This is a genomic window from Dyadobacter sp. HNCC25DJ183 (genome assembly GCF_056895175.1).
In genome coordinates this window covers 646291-664155 of sequence record NZ_JBXHAP010000003.1, presented here as the reverse complement: position 1 = coordinate 664155, position 17865 = coordinate 646291, and the positions used below count along the sequence as shown (strand labels likewise).

General features: G+C 44.2%; 20 protein-coding genes. 14 read left to right on the top strand and 6 right to left on the bottom strand.

Annotated elements, in window-relative coordinates; genetic code table 11:
• Entirely contained in the window at positions 1-561 is a 561-nt protein-coding gene (locus AC1XTG_RS10360; protein ID WP_056288811.1) for an NAD(P)H-dependent oxidoreductase, read from the bottom strand.
• 436 nt (positions 562-997) lie between these two features.
• Here AC1XTG_RS10360 and AC1XTG_RS10355 point away from each other — a divergent pair, with 436 nt between their 5' ends.
• On the top strand, positions 998-1834 hold the full coding sequence (locus tag AC1XTG_RS10355; protein WP_484841924.1) for a universal stress protein: 837 nt from the start codon (positions 998-1000) through the stop codon (positions 1832-1834).
• A 23-nt stretch (positions 1835-1857) separates the two neighbouring features.
• On the opposite strand, the gene AC1XTG_RS10350 is transcribed toward AC1XTG_RS10355, so the two are convergent.
• The 4 genes from AC1XTG_RS10350 to AC1XTG_RS10335 form a co-directional block, all read right to left on the bottom strand.
• Positions 1858-2676, bottom strand: coding sequence for a universal stress protein (locus AC1XTG_RS10350; RefSeq protein ID WP_484841923.1), 819 nt, complete (start codon positions 2674-2676; stop codon positions 1858-1860).
• Positions 2677-2689: 13 nt separating this feature from the next.
• A complete protein-coding gene (locus AC1XTG_RS10345) occupies positions 2690-2926 on the bottom strand; it encodes a BON domain-containing protein (RefSeq protein WP_484841922.1) in 237 nt (78 codons plus the stop codon).
• Positions 2927-3254: 328 nt separating this feature from the next.
• Positions 3255-3380 carry a hypothetical protein gene (locus tag AC1XTG_RS10340; RefSeq protein ID WP_484841966.1) on the bottom strand — a complete coding sequence of 42 codons (126 nt, stop codon included), beginning with the start codon at positions 3378-3380 and terminating at the stop codon, positions 3255-3257.
• Between the two features lie 91 nt (positions 3381-3471).
• On the bottom strand, positions 3472-5184 hold the full coding sequence (locus AC1XTG_RS10335) for an alpha-amylase family glycosyl hydrolase (protein WP_484841921.1): 1713 nt from the start codon (positions 5182-5184) through the stop codon (positions 3472-3474).
• 165 nt (positions 5185-5349) lie between these two features.
• Between AC1XTG_RS10335 and AC1XTG_RS10330 the strand changes: the two genes are divergently transcribed.
• From AC1XTG_RS10330 to AC1XTG_RS10310, 5 genes are all read left to right on the top strand, one after another.
• Entirely contained in the window at positions 5350-6219 is an 870-nt protein-coding gene (locus tag AC1XTG_RS10330) for a universal stress protein (protein ID WP_484841920.1), read from the top strand.
• Positions 6220-6360: 141 nt separating this feature from the next.
• On the top strand, positions 6361-6669 hold the full coding sequence (locus AC1XTG_RS10325; RefSeq protein ID WP_484841919.1) for a BON domain-containing protein: 309 nt from the start codon (positions 6361-6363) through the stop codon (positions 6667-6669).
• Complete coding sequence (locus tag AC1XTG_RS10320; RefSeq protein WP_484841918.1) at positions 6647-7000, top strand: BON domain-containing protein; 354 nt, start codon at positions 6647-6649, stop codon at positions 6998-7000. Before AC1XTG_RS10325 ends, AC1XTG_RS10320 begins: the two co-directional genes overlap by 23 nt.
• Positions 7001-7111: 111 nt before the next feature.
• A complete protein-coding gene (locus AC1XTG_RS10315; RefSeq protein WP_484841917.1) occupies positions 7112-9601 on the top strand; it encodes a cation-translocating P-type ATPase in 2490 nt (829 codons plus the stop codon).
• Between the two features lie 217 nt (positions 9602-9818).
• Positions 9819-10172 carry a PAS domain S-box protein gene (locus AC1XTG_RS10310; protein ID WP_484841916.1) on the top strand — a complete coding sequence of 118 codons (354 nt, stop codon included), beginning with the start codon at positions 9819-9821 and terminating at the stop codon, positions 10170-10172.
• Between the two features lie 281 nt (positions 10173-10453).
• Here AC1XTG_RS10310 and AC1XTG_RS10305 read toward each other — a convergent pair whose 3' ends face one another.
• The gene (locus tag AC1XTG_RS10305; protein WP_484841915.1) at positions 10454-10921 is read right to left on the bottom strand and encodes a DinB family protein; all 468 of its coding nucleotides are present in this window, start codon (positions 10919-10921) and stop codon (positions 10454-10456) included.
• Positions 10922-11213: 292 nt separating this feature from the next.
• Between AC1XTG_RS10305 and AC1XTG_RS10300 the strand changes: the two genes are divergently transcribed.
• The 8 genes from AC1XTG_RS10300 to AC1XTG_RS10265 all read left to right on the top strand — a co-directional run bounded on the left by AC1XTG_RS10300 (position 11214) and on the right by AC1XTG_RS10265 (position 17745).
• A complete protein-coding gene (locus AC1XTG_RS10300; protein ID WP_484841914.1) occupies positions 11214-12320 on the top strand; it encodes an efflux RND transporter periplasmic adaptor subunit in 1107 nt (368 codons plus the stop codon).
• A complete protein-coding gene (locus AC1XTG_RS10295) occupies positions 12317-13576 on the top strand; it encodes an ABC transporter permease (protein WP_484841913.1) in 1260 nt (419 codons plus the stop codon). The genes AC1XTG_RS10300 and AC1XTG_RS10295 overlap by 4 nt, the downstream gene beginning before the upstream one ends.
• Positions 13576-14277 (top strand): ABC transporter ATP-binding protein, encoded by a 702-nt coding sequence (locus AC1XTG_RS10290; RefSeq protein ID WP_484841912.1) that lies wholly within the window; start codon positions 13576-13578, stop codon positions 14275-14277. The genes AC1XTG_RS10295 and AC1XTG_RS10290 overlap by 1 nt, the downstream gene beginning before the upstream one ends.
• 34 nt (positions 14278-14311) lie before the next feature.
• On the top strand, positions 14312-14512 hold the full coding sequence (locus tag AC1XTG_RS10285) for an Hsp20 family protein (RefSeq protein ID WP_484841965.1): 201 nt from the start codon (positions 14312-14314) through the stop codon (positions 14510-14512).
• Between the two features lie 110 nt (positions 14513-14622).
• A complete protein-coding gene (locus tag AC1XTG_RS10280; protein WP_484841911.1) occupies positions 14623-15144 on the top strand; it encodes a flavodoxin domain-containing protein in 522 nt (173 codons plus the stop codon).
• Between the two features lie 43 nt (positions 15145-15187).
• On the top strand, positions 15188-15877 hold the full coding sequence (locus AC1XTG_RS10275; protein ID WP_484841910.1) for a hypothetical protein: 690 nt from the start codon (positions 15188-15190) through the stop codon (positions 15875-15877).
• 25 nt (positions 15878-15902) lie between these two features.
• On the top strand, positions 15903-16784 hold the full coding sequence (locus AC1XTG_RS10270) for a hypothetical protein (RefSeq protein ID WP_484841909.1): 882 nt from the start codon (positions 15903-15905) through the stop codon (positions 16782-16784).
• A gap of 697 nt (positions 16785-17481) precedes the next feature.
• Positions 17482-17745, top strand: coding sequence for a LytR/AlgR family response regulator transcription factor (locus AC1XTG_RS10265; RefSeq protein WP_484841908.1), 264 nt, complete (start codon positions 17482-17484; stop codon positions 17743-17745).
• Positions 17746-17865 lie beyond the last annotated feature (120 nt).

The following is a 17865-nucleotide window of genomic DNA, read 5'->3' as shown; positions in this document are numbered from 1 at the left end:
CTAGTCTGCAGCTATATCCTTGATAATCTTACTGCGTTTCTCTTCATCCAGATACTTGACCCTGCCGATGCGGGTAACCTTCACTGGTTTGATCCCGCAAAATTCCAGTGTCGCTTTCCTGATGGCTTTGATATCACTATTGCCGTATTGCCACCATAACCAGATCGCGGGCGCGTCCGAGGTAGTAATAACGTGCGCTGACCTTTTGCCAAGGTATTTGTCCCAGAATGGATCTTTCTCATGGTATTTGAAGCCAAATCCCGGCAGCAATACCCTGTCTAAAAGGCCTTTGAAGATTGCCGGAACCGAGCCCCACCATACCGGATAGATGATCACCCATTTTTGACACCATAGAATATTTTCCTGCGCCTGCTGCAAATCCGGTTCAAGCTGCTGAATAACGGAGTACCCTTTCCAGAGAATCGGGTCAAACTGCATTTCACCAATATTCTGTCGGCGGACCTGATGCCCCGCCAGTAACATTTTCTTCTCGTAAGCATCAGCCAGCCCTCCATTAAAACTATCCTTATTGGGGTGAGCTAGTAAAATGTAAATATTCATGGAGGTATGTTTAAATATTAAACCCGTTAACAAAACAATAGACTTCCTTTCTGGTGTTTACCAGGAGCAAAGTCATTGATGCTTTTCACGGTAATCTTAGCTATTTCGGAAAGAGCTTACCCAGTGAAAGGTGCAGCGAAGGTATACGTTGTTGTAACCAAATTAATTGACTTCGTCACCCATTCTATATGACATTCATCAGGTTTCTTGTTTCAAAGTATCCTTAAATCTGCTTGGCTGACATACTTTCTATTGTAATAGGAAACTGATGTAAATCATATCACAAACCACTCATCATCAGGTTAATCGAGCATTGCATACGGTTACTTTGATACAGAAATCAATATATGACCATGCGCTCCCGTTTACGAATGCGTTTACAGATCAACGTTATTACAATTTGCCTTCCAAATCTTACCATTAAATTAAGAAACACATGAAAAAGATCATTGCTGCCCTTGATGGGCTCAAATATGCAGAAAGCACTGTTCAGTTTGCCATTCAGATTGCACGTGAAACCCGTTCGCATCTGGTCGGAGTATTTCTTGAAGATTTCAGCTATCACAGTTATTCCATCTATGAACTTGCCCCCCGCCTGGAACCCTGGGAGCATCAACTCCGCAAACGCAATGAGCAAGACCTTATCTCAAGGGCAGAATCGGTAGAGAAATTTACCGCCCTTTGCCATAAAGCCGAAATTGAATTTAGTATCCATCACGACCGGAATTTCGCATTGCCGGAATTACTGCATGAGACGGTGTATGCCGACCTTTTAATTATCGGCAAAAATGAAACCTTATCGCCCTTACCACAAGTACCGCCCACCGGCTTTCTGCGTGATCTGTTGGGTGATATCCAATGCCCGGTGCTGGTGGTCCCGGAAGATTTTGAGCTGGTTAACAAGATTGTATTGTTATACGACGGACAGCCTTCTTCCATGTTTGCGATCAAGATGTTTAGCTATTTGCTGCCGTTCATGAAGATGCTTCCGGTGGAAATACTAACCGTTAAACCAGAGAACGAGGACCTGCATCTCCCGGACAACCACCTGATGAAGGAGTTTTCGAGGCGACACTTTCATAATGCAAGTTATCATGTTCTGCATGGTGCTGCCGAACAAGAAATTGTGAAGTACTTAAAAGAAAGTGAAAAACCGTCATTGGTGGTATTAGGGGCGTACCAGCGTAACCTGGTGTCGCGATGGTTTCGTCAAAGCATGGCAGATGTGCTTATGGAGAAATTGGATAGCCCGCTTTTTATAGCACATACATAAGGATAACCGGGCATTTAGCCCGGTTATTTTTCCTTTATTAAGCCGGAAGGCAGATGTTGCTGCACACAGGTCCAGGTGAGCAAATGCGAATGGTTGGCTACATCGGCAGAAACGCTAAACCGGTACATATGTGCTGTATCAACAGACCCTTGAGTAGTCATCGCAATCATATCCGCATTGATCTCTTTGGCAAAGTGGAGAATGCCATTTTTTTCGTCGGTATTTTGGACAATATTAATAGAGAAGTTTTTTAGTCCGTGAAATGCTGCATAATCCCTGACTTCCCGCATGAGTGTTTGCTTATCTATCCCAAGTGTTGTATCAACCCGCAACAGGTGCAGCCGCGCATTCAGCAAGGCTTGTAGTTTTTTAAGCTGGCCTATTCCATATTGATCTGCCGAAACAAGATTGCAGGGTAAGACTATGCTTCTAAGGCTCTTCAAATGCGTTTTTTGATTCACTGCAAAAACAGGCACAGGAGAACGTCTCAGAATCTTTTCAAGATTGGAACCGATGAATGTACTCTCCCACCCCCGGGAACCACGCGTACCCATTACGACCAGATCTACTGATTCTTCAGCAATGATGTCCAATACTGCTGGCAATAGCCTGCCGAAACGAATCTCGTGAGTAATAGGAACCGAATGGCTGATACTTACCAGGAAATGTTCAAAGTCTGCATGATAACGCTGCGAAACAAGCGGATCTTCGTCTGCTTGCTGTTGACCGATTGCCGACAGCACAATAATGGATCCGGAAGTTGCCTGAGCTACTTCAACTGCAAAGGCAAGCCCACGTAATGCCGACACAGAAAAATCGCAAGGCACAAGTATATTTTGCATGTTCCTGTCAATATTAGTCGCAATAAAATCGAGAAAAAGTCAGATTGTTCGTAATGCCATAAACGCCCAACACACTCTCAACACTTTCCTGGACAAGCTGCCTATCGGACTCTTGACCTACTTTTCCCTCCAGAGATACCCACCCCTCGTTGACAGATACACGTATATTCTCATCATGAAGATGAGAGTTTTGATGAAGTGCACTGACGATATGCTTCATCAGCACAGCGTCACTTATCCAGGTTTTCATGTCCATGTCAGATGAATTTTCTACGAATTCTCCAAATGTTACTGCTGCGGTTAATCTAAGTCCAGATGATCCATTTGCTTGCTTTACAATAGGTTCGTTAATCAGCTAGTTTTGCTAAGTTATCCTGTTGTAGACTAATTTACGATGACAAGGCCTATTCCCCTGAATGATATTAATCATCTTTACGGTAACCGACATACGTACGCTGATGAACAGGCTTTATTGAATTTAAAGAACCGCAGCGGTAAGCATGTACGCTGTCAGGATACCGAGTAACACCAACAAGATTTAAAGGTATGATTTTGGTCAACTAAGAATAGAGCTGGGTTTATTCGGCGATCTGGTGCTGAGCGTCAAAGCTTACTGTGAAAGCCACAGCTAAATTCCCGTATTCAAATTCCAGTTTAGCAGAATTATCATTGATAGGCACCCATCGCAAATTTTGACTTGGCAGTAAATTGGTCGAATTGCCGAGAGCGCATCATGGCTAGAAGCTTTCAAGTACATGCAAAAAAGCCTTATCGCTGTCTCTTTAAAGCAAGCTATTATAGACTGTCAGCCTTATTAGTCAAAACCACGAATTGGCCGGGAGCCAGTTTCAGCTTAATGAAGTGCTTGCTCCCCTCTTCATTTAACAATACGTTCACGCTTCCATGCTGCCCGTAAATAAAGTGGAGTGAGCTTCCTTGGGGGTTGAGCAGCGGGTCTACACGGACGTACTCCTCGTCATATTCATCTTGAGAGCTGTTGTAAGCAACCACAATTTCTTCATCATAAAGGACTCTTGAGAACGCAAGCAGGCATTTTTCAAATGTGGGAAGCATGAAATCTTTGCCATTCACCGAAAGTTTACGCATATACATGCGTCCGAACCTAAGCGCCGCATATTCTTTTCTGAGCCTGGCAAGAGCAGCAATCTGCTGGTAGATCCGGCAGGATTTGTTCAAGGCATTTACTTTTGGGTCCTCTAAGCTGAACATCGCTTCACGAACATTAAAATCCTTTTCTCCCGATCCGTCAAACCCTTGCTCAGTGCCGTAGTAAATGCAGGGCGTGCCCAGTGCGCACAGCAAAAAACCAATCCCCGCAATAATCTGATTCTCTGAGGCCTCTTTACCGAATCTCCGCTTGATTACCTGACCCAACTGATCGTGGTTGTCGATAAACGTTATCAAAAACTCACCAAATTCACCTCTGCCCATAGCACCTTCCCGCAGCGATTCGTAACGCTCTACGAGCTTTTGTGGCTTAGAGACGCCACGGATCACATCTGCCAAGATATGGTAAAGCGGAAAATCCAGTACAGAATTGAGCCCAAAGTAGATGGCCTTATCCTCTATCATCACAGAAGTTTTTGGACCGATATACCGGTTATACATCTGTTCGGGACCGACAAATTCGCCGAAAAAGAAGAAGTTTCGTTTCCCTAATTTATAGGCGTACTCGCGTACGTGTGAGCAAAACTGACTGACGGTTTCCTCCCCCATATGCTTAACTGCGTCGATCCGAAAACCGTCAATGTCGGTTTCCCTAATCCAGTAACAATGTATCTTGGTCAGGATCTGCTGCACTAGCAAAGCCTCAGGTGAAGCGTCATTTTTGTAGCTCTTGAGGTTCTCAAAGTCACCTTCGCGCGTTTCGGGATAAGCATCGAAATTACGGATTTGCCCTTTTCGCCAGTAAAGTTGGGGATTTCTCAATTCGATTGGGACAGGGAGATCTTGGGAGCGCCAAGACTCAAATGGGAATACTGCTCCCTGATAATAGTAATATTTTTCATCGCCCGGATAAGTCCAGTTATCCCCGGAATGATGCAAGACGATATCTAAAAAGACCTTGATATCATAACTATGTGCCTTTTCGACGAGGTCTTCAAGATCCTTTTTGGTTCCAAATCGCCGGTCGACTTCCAGGTAATTCTCCACGGCGTACCCGTGGTAAGAAAAGGCATTATTCTGAAATACCGGACTAAGCCACAACGCAGTGCAACCCAGGTCCCGGATATAGCCCAGGTGACGGGTGATCCCACTGAGTGTCCCGCCACAAATTCTTTGAAGCTGATCTGCATTCCCAAAACCGGTTTGTCTACTCGGCTTGCCCTCAGGCGTCCTTTCAAGATCATCATGAAAGCGGTCTATTAGAAGAAAGTAAATAAACTCCTCGCGCCATTCCCGGTTACCATCAGCCCAGTAGGTCTTACCTGGCTTAGGCGACAGATCGATATCAAAGATGGAATTGACTGTGTTACTTCCGCCCATATACAACAGCTTATACTTATAAAGGCAAAGCTATTGGCCAACAGTGTATATACGACTGACCACGCTTCTGAAACGATATGACCTTCGTCATTCTCTTGCGGGCCCGCCGCGACGAACTTTGTAATGCATTGAATCAGAGCATTCATAAGAAACCCAAAATATCCTATGAAAACGATCTTAGTACCAACAGACTTTTCTGAAAACGCTGACAAGGCACTAGAGGCAGCCAAGCAAATCGCAGCCAAGACCGGCGCGAAGCTCCTGATCATGTATGCCTACCAGCCTTACGTAGGAGACTTTATGATACCAGAATCCATTGTTACTGCGCCCATTTATCAGCAGTTGGAAGACGATTACCGTGCAAATTTAAATGACCGAGTGTCCCGGGCACAACAGGAAGGCTACCGTGCGGATGCCATATGGGAAACGGATAGCGTAGAAACGGCTGTACTAAGACAAGCAAAGCAAAATGCAGCTGATCTGATCGTAGTCGGAAGGACTGGTCACGGAACATTTCTCGACAGGTTGATAGGCAGCGCGGCAACCGGCATTGCACTGCATGCGCACTGCCCGGTTCTCATTATACCGCCGATCAATAAGGTGGCGATACGGTTCGATCAGTTTGTTTATGCTACACAACTTGAATTTGACGAGAAAGAGATATTGCTCGATGTCATCGCTCTGACTAAACAGCTCAATAGTAAGCTCAGACTAGTAAAGGTGAATTCCGATGAGCAGCTCGACATCCAACCGGACGGGCAATATATTGATGAAATTGAGCGTGAGCTTGGCATTGACCGTAGCGAGATCACCATATTGAATAGTGATCATGTGATGGATCGGCTGGAAAATTACTGCGATCAGATCAAGGCGGATTTACTGATCGTATCTAACCGCCGCAGAGGCTTTCTTGAAAAGCTCCTTAACTCATCGATGACTAAAAAATTTACGGTGAATACACAAGTTCCACTATTAGTTTACCACAAAGAACCCGTTGCAAACGAGCTCAAAGTACCAATGGTAATCCTTTGTTGAACGTATAGCTTAACAACCACATCTACACCCAATAACAATCAGTAAGGGACCTGATTAGCGTCATTCGATCACAAGTACAAACAATATAGTTTTGGAATAAGGCAAGTGCAAAGCCGATGTTAAACTTAGACAAATTCAACAATGAAAACAGACCTGGAAATTCAAAAAAATGTAATGGATCAATTACGCTGGCAGCCAATCCTGGACGCTGCTGAAATCGGCGTCTCTGTTAAAAATGGGATCGTAACATTGTCAGGATTGGTTAACTCCTATCCTAAAAAACTGGCTGCCGAGAAAGCTGCAAAGAAAGTGTCCGGCGTGAAAGCTGTTGCAGAGGACATTATTGTTCATATTTATCCAGAGAAACAAAAGACTGATACAGAACTTGCAGAGGCAGTAGCCAACGCTTCAATGGCATTCGGCTGTCGTGAGCGAAAAAATCAAGATTAAGGTTGAAGACGGTTTTGTTACCTTATCCGGTGAGGTTGACTGGTCTTACGAACGCACCATGGCGATCCATGCAATCGAGAATCTGGCTGGCGTTCGCATGGTAGTCAATAGTATTACTGTAAAGGCCAGACCCATAGCAGACGATATCACTAAAAAGATCGGATCTGCCTTCCAGCGTCATGCTTCCATTGATTCAGAGAAGGTAAAGGTCTCAGTGGCCGGAAACATAGTCACGTTATCGGGAACAGTGCGCTCATGGAGTGAAAGAGAAGACGCGGAAGATGCTGCCTGGGCAGCCTCAGGAGTAAGTCAGGTAATTAACGATTTTTAGTAGAAGAGGAAGAATATGCGTTGTAAAAAACTCAGGTATGGCTCAACAATGAGCCTGCTAATCGCAGGCTCATTGTTTTCTTGCAGGCTACCTGCACTGTAGAGTACTCCTATGCAAGCTGTAAACACTATTGAAAGCCAAGGTTTGAATGATGCGCAAGTTCTGGCATCAAGAGAGAGATTTGGTCGAAATTGTCCAAAAGAAAAATCGCGTAGCGAATTTTTTGATACGCTGCTATCGCTTGTCAAGGAGCCGATGCTGATACTGCTCATGATCGCTGCCAGCATCTATTTTTTTACAGGTTCTGCTCAGGAAGGTCTCATGATGGTTGGTGCCATTGTGCTGATATCCATTATTTCGCTTTACCAGGAAACAAAAAGCAGAAGCGCGCTGGCAAAGCTCAGGCAGTTTACCCAGCCCAAAAGCATTGTTATCAGAAATGGAATTGAATCTCCGATTCCCATAGAAGACATTGTTGTAGGGGATTTGCTAATCATAGAAGAAGGCGTGCGAATAGCAGCGGACGGAACCGTTATAAAAGCGCATGATTTTTCAGTGGATGAATCAATTCTAACCGGCGAATCACTGTCCGTTTTTAGATATGTTTCCGAACCGGTTTACCAAGGCACCCTTGTTGCCAGCGGCCGGGCTGTCTGCCAGGTTTCAGCAACCGGAAGTAAAACACACCTTGCTCAAATTGGCGAAAGCCTTGATTCAATTGAAGTAGAGAAAACACCGCTGCAAATCCAGATCAATCATCTGGTAAGGAATATGGCATTCATTGGAGCTGCCGTGTTCGTATCGGTTTGGACGATCAACTACTTTAGGTCGCAAAACCTGCTGGATAGTCTTATGAAAGCGCTAACCCTGGCAATGAGCATTCTTCCTGAGGAAATCCCTGTTGCCTTTACGACGTTTATGGCTCTGGGTGCATTTCGGCTGATGAAATTAGGTGTCATTGTCAAAGACGCAAAAACCATTGAGGCCCTTGGAAGCGCAAGCATTATCTGCACCGACAAAACCGGTACGATCACTGAAAACCGAATGTCGCTGGCAGGAATCTATCTTCCGACGACAAATGTGACTATCTCACTCGCTGACAAACCTGGCGCAGAGACCATTCAACTTCTGACAACAGCTATGTGGGCAAGTGAACCAGAGCCGTTTGATCCCATGGAAAAGGCACTTCATCAGGCATATCAGGAGCTGCCTGGCGAAGATGACCGGCGTAACTTCCAGCTGGTGCATGAATATCCGCTAAGTGGCCTGCCTCCTATGATGACACATGTGTTTGAAAACGCAGCTGGGAAAAGGATCGTGGCGGCAAAAGGGGCGCCAGAAGCCATTATATCGGTATGCGGATTGAGCGATAAAGAGAATGAAAGTATCTTGAAGGCTGTCGGTGAATTCACAATGAAGGGATACCGGGTTTTGGGTGTGGGTCAGAGTAGCTTCGCAGGGAAACACTTTCCAGAAACCCAGCAGCAAATTGAATTCCGTTTTGCAGGACTTGTTGCTTTTTACGATCCTCCAAAGAAAAACATCCAATCCGTACTCGAATCTTTTTACAGAGCTGGCATACAGATCAAAATCATTACCGGCGACAATGCCGCCACAACCCAGAACATTGCATCACAAATCGGGTTTCGTGGCGCGGAAAATGTGTTGCTTGGGCAGAACCTCGTGGAAGAGGATGATCAGGAGCTCCGAAAAACAGTAACACATACCCAGATTTTCGCGCGCATGTTTCCTGAGGCAAAACTCCGCGTCATTGACGCGCTGAAAGCCAATGGCGAAATTGTTGCAATGATCGGTGATGGCGTAAACGATGGCCCAGCGCTAAAAGCGGCGAACATTGGCATAGCCATGGAAAAAAAGGGAAGTGAGATTGCCAAACAAGCGTCCGCTCTCATTCTGCAAAATGATGATCTGTCCGGAATGGTTGATGCTATTGCAGCCGGAAGACGTATTTATACTAACCTTAGAAAAGCGATCCGGTATATCATTTCCATTCACATACCCATCATCCTGACCGTGTTTGTGCCACTGCTGCTAGGTTGGCAGTATGCTGAAATTTTCACTCCGGTACACGTGATCTTTTTCGAACTGATCATGGGTCCTACATGCTCCATTGTTTACGAAAATGAACCTGCCGGCAAAGATGTTTTATTACACCCTCCACGCCCTTTCACCAGCAGTTTGTTCAGTACAAATGAACTGCTCCTTAGCTTCATCCAAGGGCTGGTCATTGCTGCAGGTTTGTTTGGCATTTACTGGTATGCGCTCAGCACTGGCTGCTCAGAACCTATGACCAGATCGCTGATTTTTATCGGTCTCATTTCAGCTAATTTCTTTCTGACGCTGACCAACCGTTCATTCTATCAATCACTGTTTACCACTTTGAAATACAAAAACGACCTGATTGGATGGGTCCTAACCATATCTGTCTCCCTCTGTGTCCTGGTCTTTTTTAACCCGCTCCTCAGGAACTTGTTTAAGCTCGACATTCCGGGCATAGCTCAGGCTTTACCGTGCTTTGTTGTTAGCTTTATTTCAGTTTGCTGGTTTGAGATATTTAAGTATTGGAAACGGGCGGATTAACGGCATTGAGTAATCAATATCATAATCTGGAATAAGCCCTGTCAAAGCATTAAAGTACTCCCCGAAGTCGTCTATACCTACACTGCGCATGAGGTCTAAATTTTCCATGCTTTCAGATCATTCTATAAATCCTTCGTCTGATTTAGAATCTCAACGTATATTGTCTATGTTTAGTGATATTTTAATACAAACAAAGACAATTTCACGATACATTGAGATGCTGGACGCCCTATTCAAACATGCTACGGAAGGCATTGTAGTAGTAAAAAAATCAGGCGAGATTGTCATGATCAATCCGAAGGCAAAAGAGCTTTTTAGTTACACTGACCACGATCTGATTGGCAAGCAAATAGAAACACTGATCCCTCAGCGTTTTGCAAAAAACCATGTGCATTACCGGGACGAATATCTGCAGGCTCCCAAGGCCAGGGGCATGGGGCATGCATCCGATCTCTTTGCAAGGAGATCAGATGGAAGCGAATTTCCTGTGGAAGTAAGCCTTAGTCCGTTTACAACGGGTGATGGTGAGTTTGTAGTTAGCTTTATCATTGACACTATACCAGTGAAGTAGGAAAAGGCACGAAATTCTATGTAAATCTTCCGAATATGATCCCGCCCGCCCGGGGCTCTGAATAAATATTTCAACTTATACATCGCCTTTGAACGTCTGATATAGTAGGTGCCCTGGTTATATAGCGCATGCGGGTGTTGCGACTATTGCACCACGGACTGGGAAATCAAAACTTATATCCGTATGGGTCAGGCACGAATACCGATCTATCTTCAACAGTTATCGTGTAATCTAATATTAGCTCAGCGCTGCTATCGGTCAGCCGTTGAGATTCCGAGCCACTATCTCTCGCGATCTGCGTATTTGAGTATAATGGCCAATTGTCCTCCGTGATGTGCAGTATGAGAGATGATCCTTCCGAGCGATTCTGCTTTTGTTTTCACGCCAAACTCTTTGGTTACAATCTCTACGTCCCAATCCTGATCTCTTTGCAGGGCAATAGCATTCTCCAGTGCCTCACCCGACTGTGCAATATATTCGAGCAGGCTTGGCAGGTTCGTCCATTCTCCGGTATCGTGCTGGGCAATTAATGTTTTTGCACTCACTGATAGATGACTACCAAAAACATTCTTGGCGAATAGGAATTCTACATCTCCAATATGCCGGATCAGAAAGCCAACACTGTTTTGGGTCAGAGGCAACTTACGAATCAAGTCCCGGGATTGAAGGCTTGCTAATTGGGTGGAGAAACGTGTTCTCGCTTCTTTCCAAAGGGCAAGCAATGTTTGTGTTTTTGGTTGCAGTTCCATTTTTTGTATTTGATTGTTATGGCAAATCAACTTTATCTGACCACGCCCGGGTATGAGCCGGGTCATTTTATAAAATGATTATATTTAGCTTCATAGCACAATAAACCTAGCTCTTCATCAAAGTATATCATTTTCACTCCTGACCTAAATCATAGTCCTACCCGGCTTTACCATCTACATTTATTAAATCGCTGCAAGCATATATGCAATGACAGAAACTCTAAAAGCGAACTAAAAAACGATTCACATTGCTCTCATTTCTTAATTAAATTCAATAAGCCAAATTTTTCCGATGTACTTAAAACAACTTGTACCGGTTGTAAAGCTTTCACCTTTCGGCGTTCTCCTTCCATTGATGATCTGCTGTCAAGGAAAGCCTGAAACGACTCTCCCTTCGCTGGAAAGCATTACAGAGTCTGTTTACGCTTCGGGTGTTTTGAAAGGCGCCAATCAGTACCAGGTTTACTCAACTGTAAACGGCCTGGTCGACAAAATACTTGTCTCGGAAGGCGATTCGGTACGGAAAGGCGCACCGGTCATGAGCCTGGTTGGAAAAGTGGCACGGCTCAATGCAGAAAATGCGGAACTGGCAGCAGCCTACACCTCAATAAGCGCCAACGCCGAGCGCGTGGATGAGTTAAAAAGCGCCCTCTCCCTGGCCAAGCTGAAATTAGAAACTGAACAGTCCCTTTGGTCAAGGCAAAAAAACCTTTGGGCTCAGAACATTGGCACCCGAAACGAGTTCGAGCAACGTGAGCTAAATTACAACAATGCACTAAATGCTGTTGAGACAGCTAAACTCCGTTACACGGAGACATTAAAACAACTTCGATTTCAAGAACAGCAATCCAACAAGAACCTGCTGATTGCCAAAACGTCAGCAAAGGACTACATCATAGCCAGCCAACAGGACGGCCAGGTCTATAGAATTCTTAAAGAACCAGGCGAAATGGTCACCCCTCAAAGCGCCGTTGCAGTCATCGGCGCTGGTGACGATTTCATGATCGAGATGCAGATCGATGAATATGACATCATTAAGGTGAAAACCGGCCAGAGGATAGTCATAGCAATGGATAGTTATAAGGGCCAGGTCTTTGAAGCGGTAGTCGGTAAAATCGTGCCGTATATGAATGAAGGTTCAAAATCATTTACGGTAGAAGGCCATTTCTTGAAAAAACCAGAGATCCTTTATGCTAACCTGACATGCGAAGCAAACATTATCATCAGTCAGAAGCCTAAAACCCTGACCATCCCGAGAGATTACCTGCTCGATGGTGGGTACGTGCTTGTGGAGAATAACAAAAAACGGAAGGTAAAAACCGGACTGATGGATTACAAACGCGTGGAAATAGTGGGTGGATTACAGCCGAATGAGCACATTTTTAAGCCAGAGCTATGAAATCGAAACTGATCATGGACATTTCCTGGGCACTTCTGCTTGCCAGATGGAAGCAAACTCTGGTTGCAGCTGCGGGCGTTACATTCAGCATTGCTATGTTTATTTCGTTGCTGGGCTTCATGACAGGACTAAATGTTTTACTCGATGGGCTGATCCTGAACCGGGTACCACATGTACGCCTCTACAAGGCCATTCGCCCCAGCGAACAGCAACCCGTCATGCAGGTCCCGGGATTTGAAAAGCACTATCATTTTATCAATTCCGTGAAGGCAGTTAATGCAAGTCAGCAGATCCGCAATAGTCAGGCAATCCTGGCCTATCTCAGAAATGATCAGCATGTGATCGGTGCCACGCCCAGGATCACCACGCAGGTATTTTTCAACGATGGCAACATCGATCTCACAGGAATAGTACAGGGCATTAATCCCGAGCTTGAAAACAGATTATTCAATTTTGATGAATACATCATCTCTGGTGCGGGAGCTGATCTGATAAAAGTCCCGAACAGTATTATTCTTGGAAAAACGTTAGCCGACCTTCTGTTAGCAGATGTGGGAGAAGTGATCCAGCTAACAACGACTCAGGGACAAGTTTTTCAACTCAAGGTTGTTGGCCTTTTTCAGTCCGGTATCCAGGAGTATGATAAGACACAAAGCTATGCGTCCGTCAATGTGGTGCAAAAGCTGCTAGGGAAAACGGCAAGTTATGTGACGGACATTCAAATCAAAATGACAGACATAACCGAAGCCCCGGAGGCAGCGAAAAAATTTGCCCGGATTTTCGAAACAGATGCAGAAGATATTCAGACAGCTAACGGGCAGTTCGAAACCGGCAGCTTTATCCGGACCCTTATTTCTTACGCGGTGGGCATTACCGTTCTGATTGTAGCAGGTTTTGGCATTTACAACATTCTTAACATGATGATCTATGAGAAAATGGATACAATCGCCATATTGAAGGCGACGGGCTTTTCGGGAAAGGATGTGAAAAGTGTGTTTTTGCTTATTGCACTCGTAATCGGCCTATCCGGAGGTATGCTCGGGTTGATTTTCGGCTTTGGTATCTCGGTCATTGTTGATCAAATTCCCTTCGTGACACCCTCACTGCCGACCATCACAACATTCCCCGTAGAATACAACCCATGGTTTTACGGCATTGGGATCGTCTTTTCACTGGCTACGACGCTTTTTGCCGGGTGGTTTCCATCACGCAAGGCCAGCAAAGTTGACCCGGTTGTTATCATAAGAGGAAAATAATGGAAAAGATTGTACTTGCGGCCCGCCAAATCACCAAAGAATTCACAGATCCCATCCGGGTCAAAGTGCTTTCAGACATAAGCTTCGAGATCGAGGCTGGGGAGTTTGTGTCGGTAACCGGCAAATCCGGATGCGGGAAGTCTACTTTGCTGTATATCTTGTCGACGATGGATACTGCTTATGAAGGCGAGCTCTGGATTGACGGCCAGTTGATGAAAAACAGAAAAGAAGAGAATCTGGCCCGGGTCCGTAATGAGAAGATCGGCTTTGTATTCCAGTTTCATTATTTATTAAAAGAGTTTACAGTTCTTCAAAATGTAATGCTTCCCGGCTTAAAGCTCAATAAATATTCCAAACAGGAAGTAGAGCACCGCGCCATGGAGAAACTGACAATGCTTGGCATTGGTGATCTGGCTCTCAAAAATGCGGACCATGTATCGGGAGGTGAAAAGCAGCGGATAGCCATTGCCAGGGCGCTCATCAACGATCCGATGATTATTATGGGAGATGAGCCCACCGGTAATCTGGATAAAAGGAACAGCGAGCTTGTATTTGAAATATTTAAACGGCTTGCCGAAGATTACAACCAGACCATGCTTATTGTGACACATGACAACAGCTTTGCCAGCAAGACCACAAGAAATATCGAAATGGAGGATGGTAAAATCGTTATCGACAAGGCAATCACGCGGCTTATCTAACCAATTGACCGAAAACTGATTATAATCATTTTTACTGGTACAAACGATCATACAGAAGCATCTCTGCCAACCTTACATTTATGTCGTTGATGCTTTTCGCAGTCCTTTCAGGTTCCCTGAAAATTCGCAAACGGATAAAATAGAAGCCCAATACCAGTATGGAATTCTAAGGCTGACAGTGCCAAAACGGGAAGTCACTTTCCCTGCACTTAAGACGGAAATTGCAGTTTCCTGACCACCGTTAAGGTAACAATAATGAGGCGTGCCGGTTTGCCAATAATTCAGACCAGCTCGCCTTTGCGATATTAAACGATTCCACTTAATTCATCTGTAACATGATCAACTATGAAGAATGGAGTAGTCGTATACAAAGGTAAGTATGGTGCGACAAAGCAGTACGCACAATGGCTTAGTGAAGATTTAGAGCTGCCGTGTTTAGACATCGACCGTGTCGTAAGCCAAACCCTCAACAATTTTGACTATATCATTTTGGGAAGTTCAGTGTACTATGGCAAGATGTTATTGCGTCCTTTCCTTGTCAAAAATCTAGAAATACTAAAACACAAAAAGGTTTTCATTTTTATTACTTGTGCAACTCCTGATTCGGATCAATGGGAACAGAAGAGAATTATAAAGGTGAACATACCGACACCGCTAGTGGAGGATGAACACATCTTTTTTCTACCCGGGAAACTGGACATAAGAGCACTTACGCTTTTCGACCGCATAATGTTACGGATAGCTGCCTTTTTTGAAAAAAACCCGGAGCGGAAAAGGGTAATGACCAACGGGGTCAATGCAGTTTCAAAAGATAACCTCATAGATCTCGACATCACAGTAAGAGCTTTTGCCCATCGCTTGCATTAATACGTGCATTTTGCAATTCTACACAGTTTAACCAGTGATTTAGATGAAGATCAACCAAATGCTTAAACTACTTTCGTCCATTGCAATTTTAACAATTGCTCTCGCGATTTCCTGTACCGACCACGATATTCCAGACCCGGAAAAGCATTGCGAAAGATTAGATGGAACGCCACGCTTCTATCCATGCGAGTTTGAAATCGTCAAAGCAGAATTCGCCAAAGGATTAACAATCAATGACATTTTTGCAACTATCACCCCGCAAAATACGGATGTGGTACTACCTATGCAATTTGCCTGGTCTCGTCTTAGCCGGAACCCAAATACAATAGATGTCACTTTCAAAGTAAAATTGCACGTAAAACGCATTGCAAACGCCTCGATAAACGCCAGTTCGGGTTATATTCTGGACAAGCCGACCGGCAGGCCGACGAGCATTGCTTCACTTTATTCCACCCTCATCTTTCCCCCACTTCACCCGCAGGTACCCGTAGAACTTCAATCGCTGCCTCTGGGCCAGACCGCAGTAGTTATTTCTGATGCCGAATATCATATTATGGTCGAGTATTTACAACCGCTTAACACGCCCGTTTATACCAATTTTACCGGCAATGTGCTGTATGCCTTCCACAACATTGAAACAACGAAAACTTTAATTGCTGCACCACATAACTACCTCTTGGGTGTAGATGCATCCGAAGCATTTATCGTAATCAATCCGACATTTACCGATTAAATATTCAGTTGAAAACAAGACGGTCATGAAAACAAAAATTCCAAAAGTTCTCGCATTAAATGTGATTTTGGCTGTGTTTTTCATTGTCTCCTGCACAGATCATCAAATCCCTGAGGAAGTGCAATGGAGGGTAAAAAAGCTGATAAGGGTGTTGCCCGAGGATCCGCAAAGCAGATTCGTCAGCAAATTTTCCTACAATCCTGATGGAAGGATTGCCTCCATATTCACTTATCAAACCCCAGACAGCGCAGGATTACCAACAGAAAAAAGCGCATATCAATATGATATTTCTGGAAGATTATCCCAAATGGAGCGAACCACAAGTTCATTAGCTTCCGAGCGCTATGTTTACAATTATAGTCAAGCAGGACAGCTGTCAGCAATCCACTATACCGGCGCACCTAATGATTATTTTGATCTGGCTTTTAAATATGATAGTGCCGGAAAACTCCAGAGTAGCAGACGACACTTCGATTATTTCCACGCCCTTTCATATGAGCAACTGATCAGCTATTCATTTAGCCATGATAATTTGAGCTCAATCCACGTAGAAACCACGGTGGTAAGGGCGGTTCCGGGAACCAGCATCACCAATACTGAATTCGTCTATGATGATCATAAAAATCCATTCTATGGTAGTTATGTCATACCTGCCCCGGTAAAAATGGCATCACCATCCTCAGGCAATTTCCAACACTACACTTATGCTGGCGGGATCGACAACGTGCTTCATCTAAGCAAAAACAATCTGGCATCTTCCAATAGCAAGGGGCTTTCACAAACAAATTACAGATATACTTATCATGTAAGCGGCATGCCGGAAAGCAGGAGGACCTGGGTTAAAGTAATGCTTGACCGGCCCGAAGTTTTGCAAGAAACTCTTTACTATGAATACGAACAGTACTAACTTGGGTTGTCGCATGCACCTGATACAATGTTGGATCAGGTGCAGGTGACAACCCAGGTAACATTTTTTTCATTGATCGAAGCAAATATGGAATTAACGCGCTTCGAAATGAAACTATTAAAGGTGCCGCCATTCTGTTATCAGTTAGAGGCTCACCTACTTTGATCACCTCATTTTGGATGGAAAAACAAGAATGGGTAATGTAAGGTTATCAAGAACGTCATCTGTCTTACTTGGTTTAAACATCCTTGTCAAAAGAGATTCTTGATGGTGTAACAAAGCGAGAATGTCAATACCCTGTTTAGAACATAACCGTTTTAAAGCTAGTACTACATTTTTTCCGCGAATCTCTAAATGAGTTAAATTTGGATGGTTAATATCTTCAAGCATATTCAAAAATACCTGTTCAGCAATAATCCCCTCACTTTCACGATCTCAGTGTTACGGACATGGACAACTTCAAGCTCAAAGTGCAGTATTTCAGCATATCTGGCAAGCAGGCTTACCACCTCTAGATCAGAGACATCGAAATCACTTGCGAACAGTACTTTTTGAAAGTTGGTAGGACTTTAAAAAGCCCTCCATTTTTTCGATTGAACGTTTTATAATCGCCATTGACCGGGTTATTGAGAAGTTAGATTTTAAAAATGGCACGAAACCAGAAACTCAACCTTCTGCCAACAGTAGTCATCTTCTTTTGCGAACCGAAGGCCGAATCAACAAGTTAAACTATGATCAAATTGTGTATCTAGAGGCTAACCGCAACAATACAAAAGTTGTTATTATCGGGGAACATCTAATAAGCACTACCCCACTATCGTCTGTTGAGATTCATCTGCCTAATGAGCTTTTTTTTAGAGTCCACCGGTCCTTTATTGTCAACCTTTCCAAAATCACCAGTTTGCAGGGAAACCGGATCATTCTTGGCAAAAGCGAAGTGCCATTACGGGGTAATTATTAGGATGATTTCTTAAAAGTACTCGGCATTTAATTGTTGCGTAGTTGTTCAGATTCATTAAGATAACTCTCAATGAGAAAAAATAAATTGCTGCTGGCATATCAAAGAGCCACCAGCATTTAA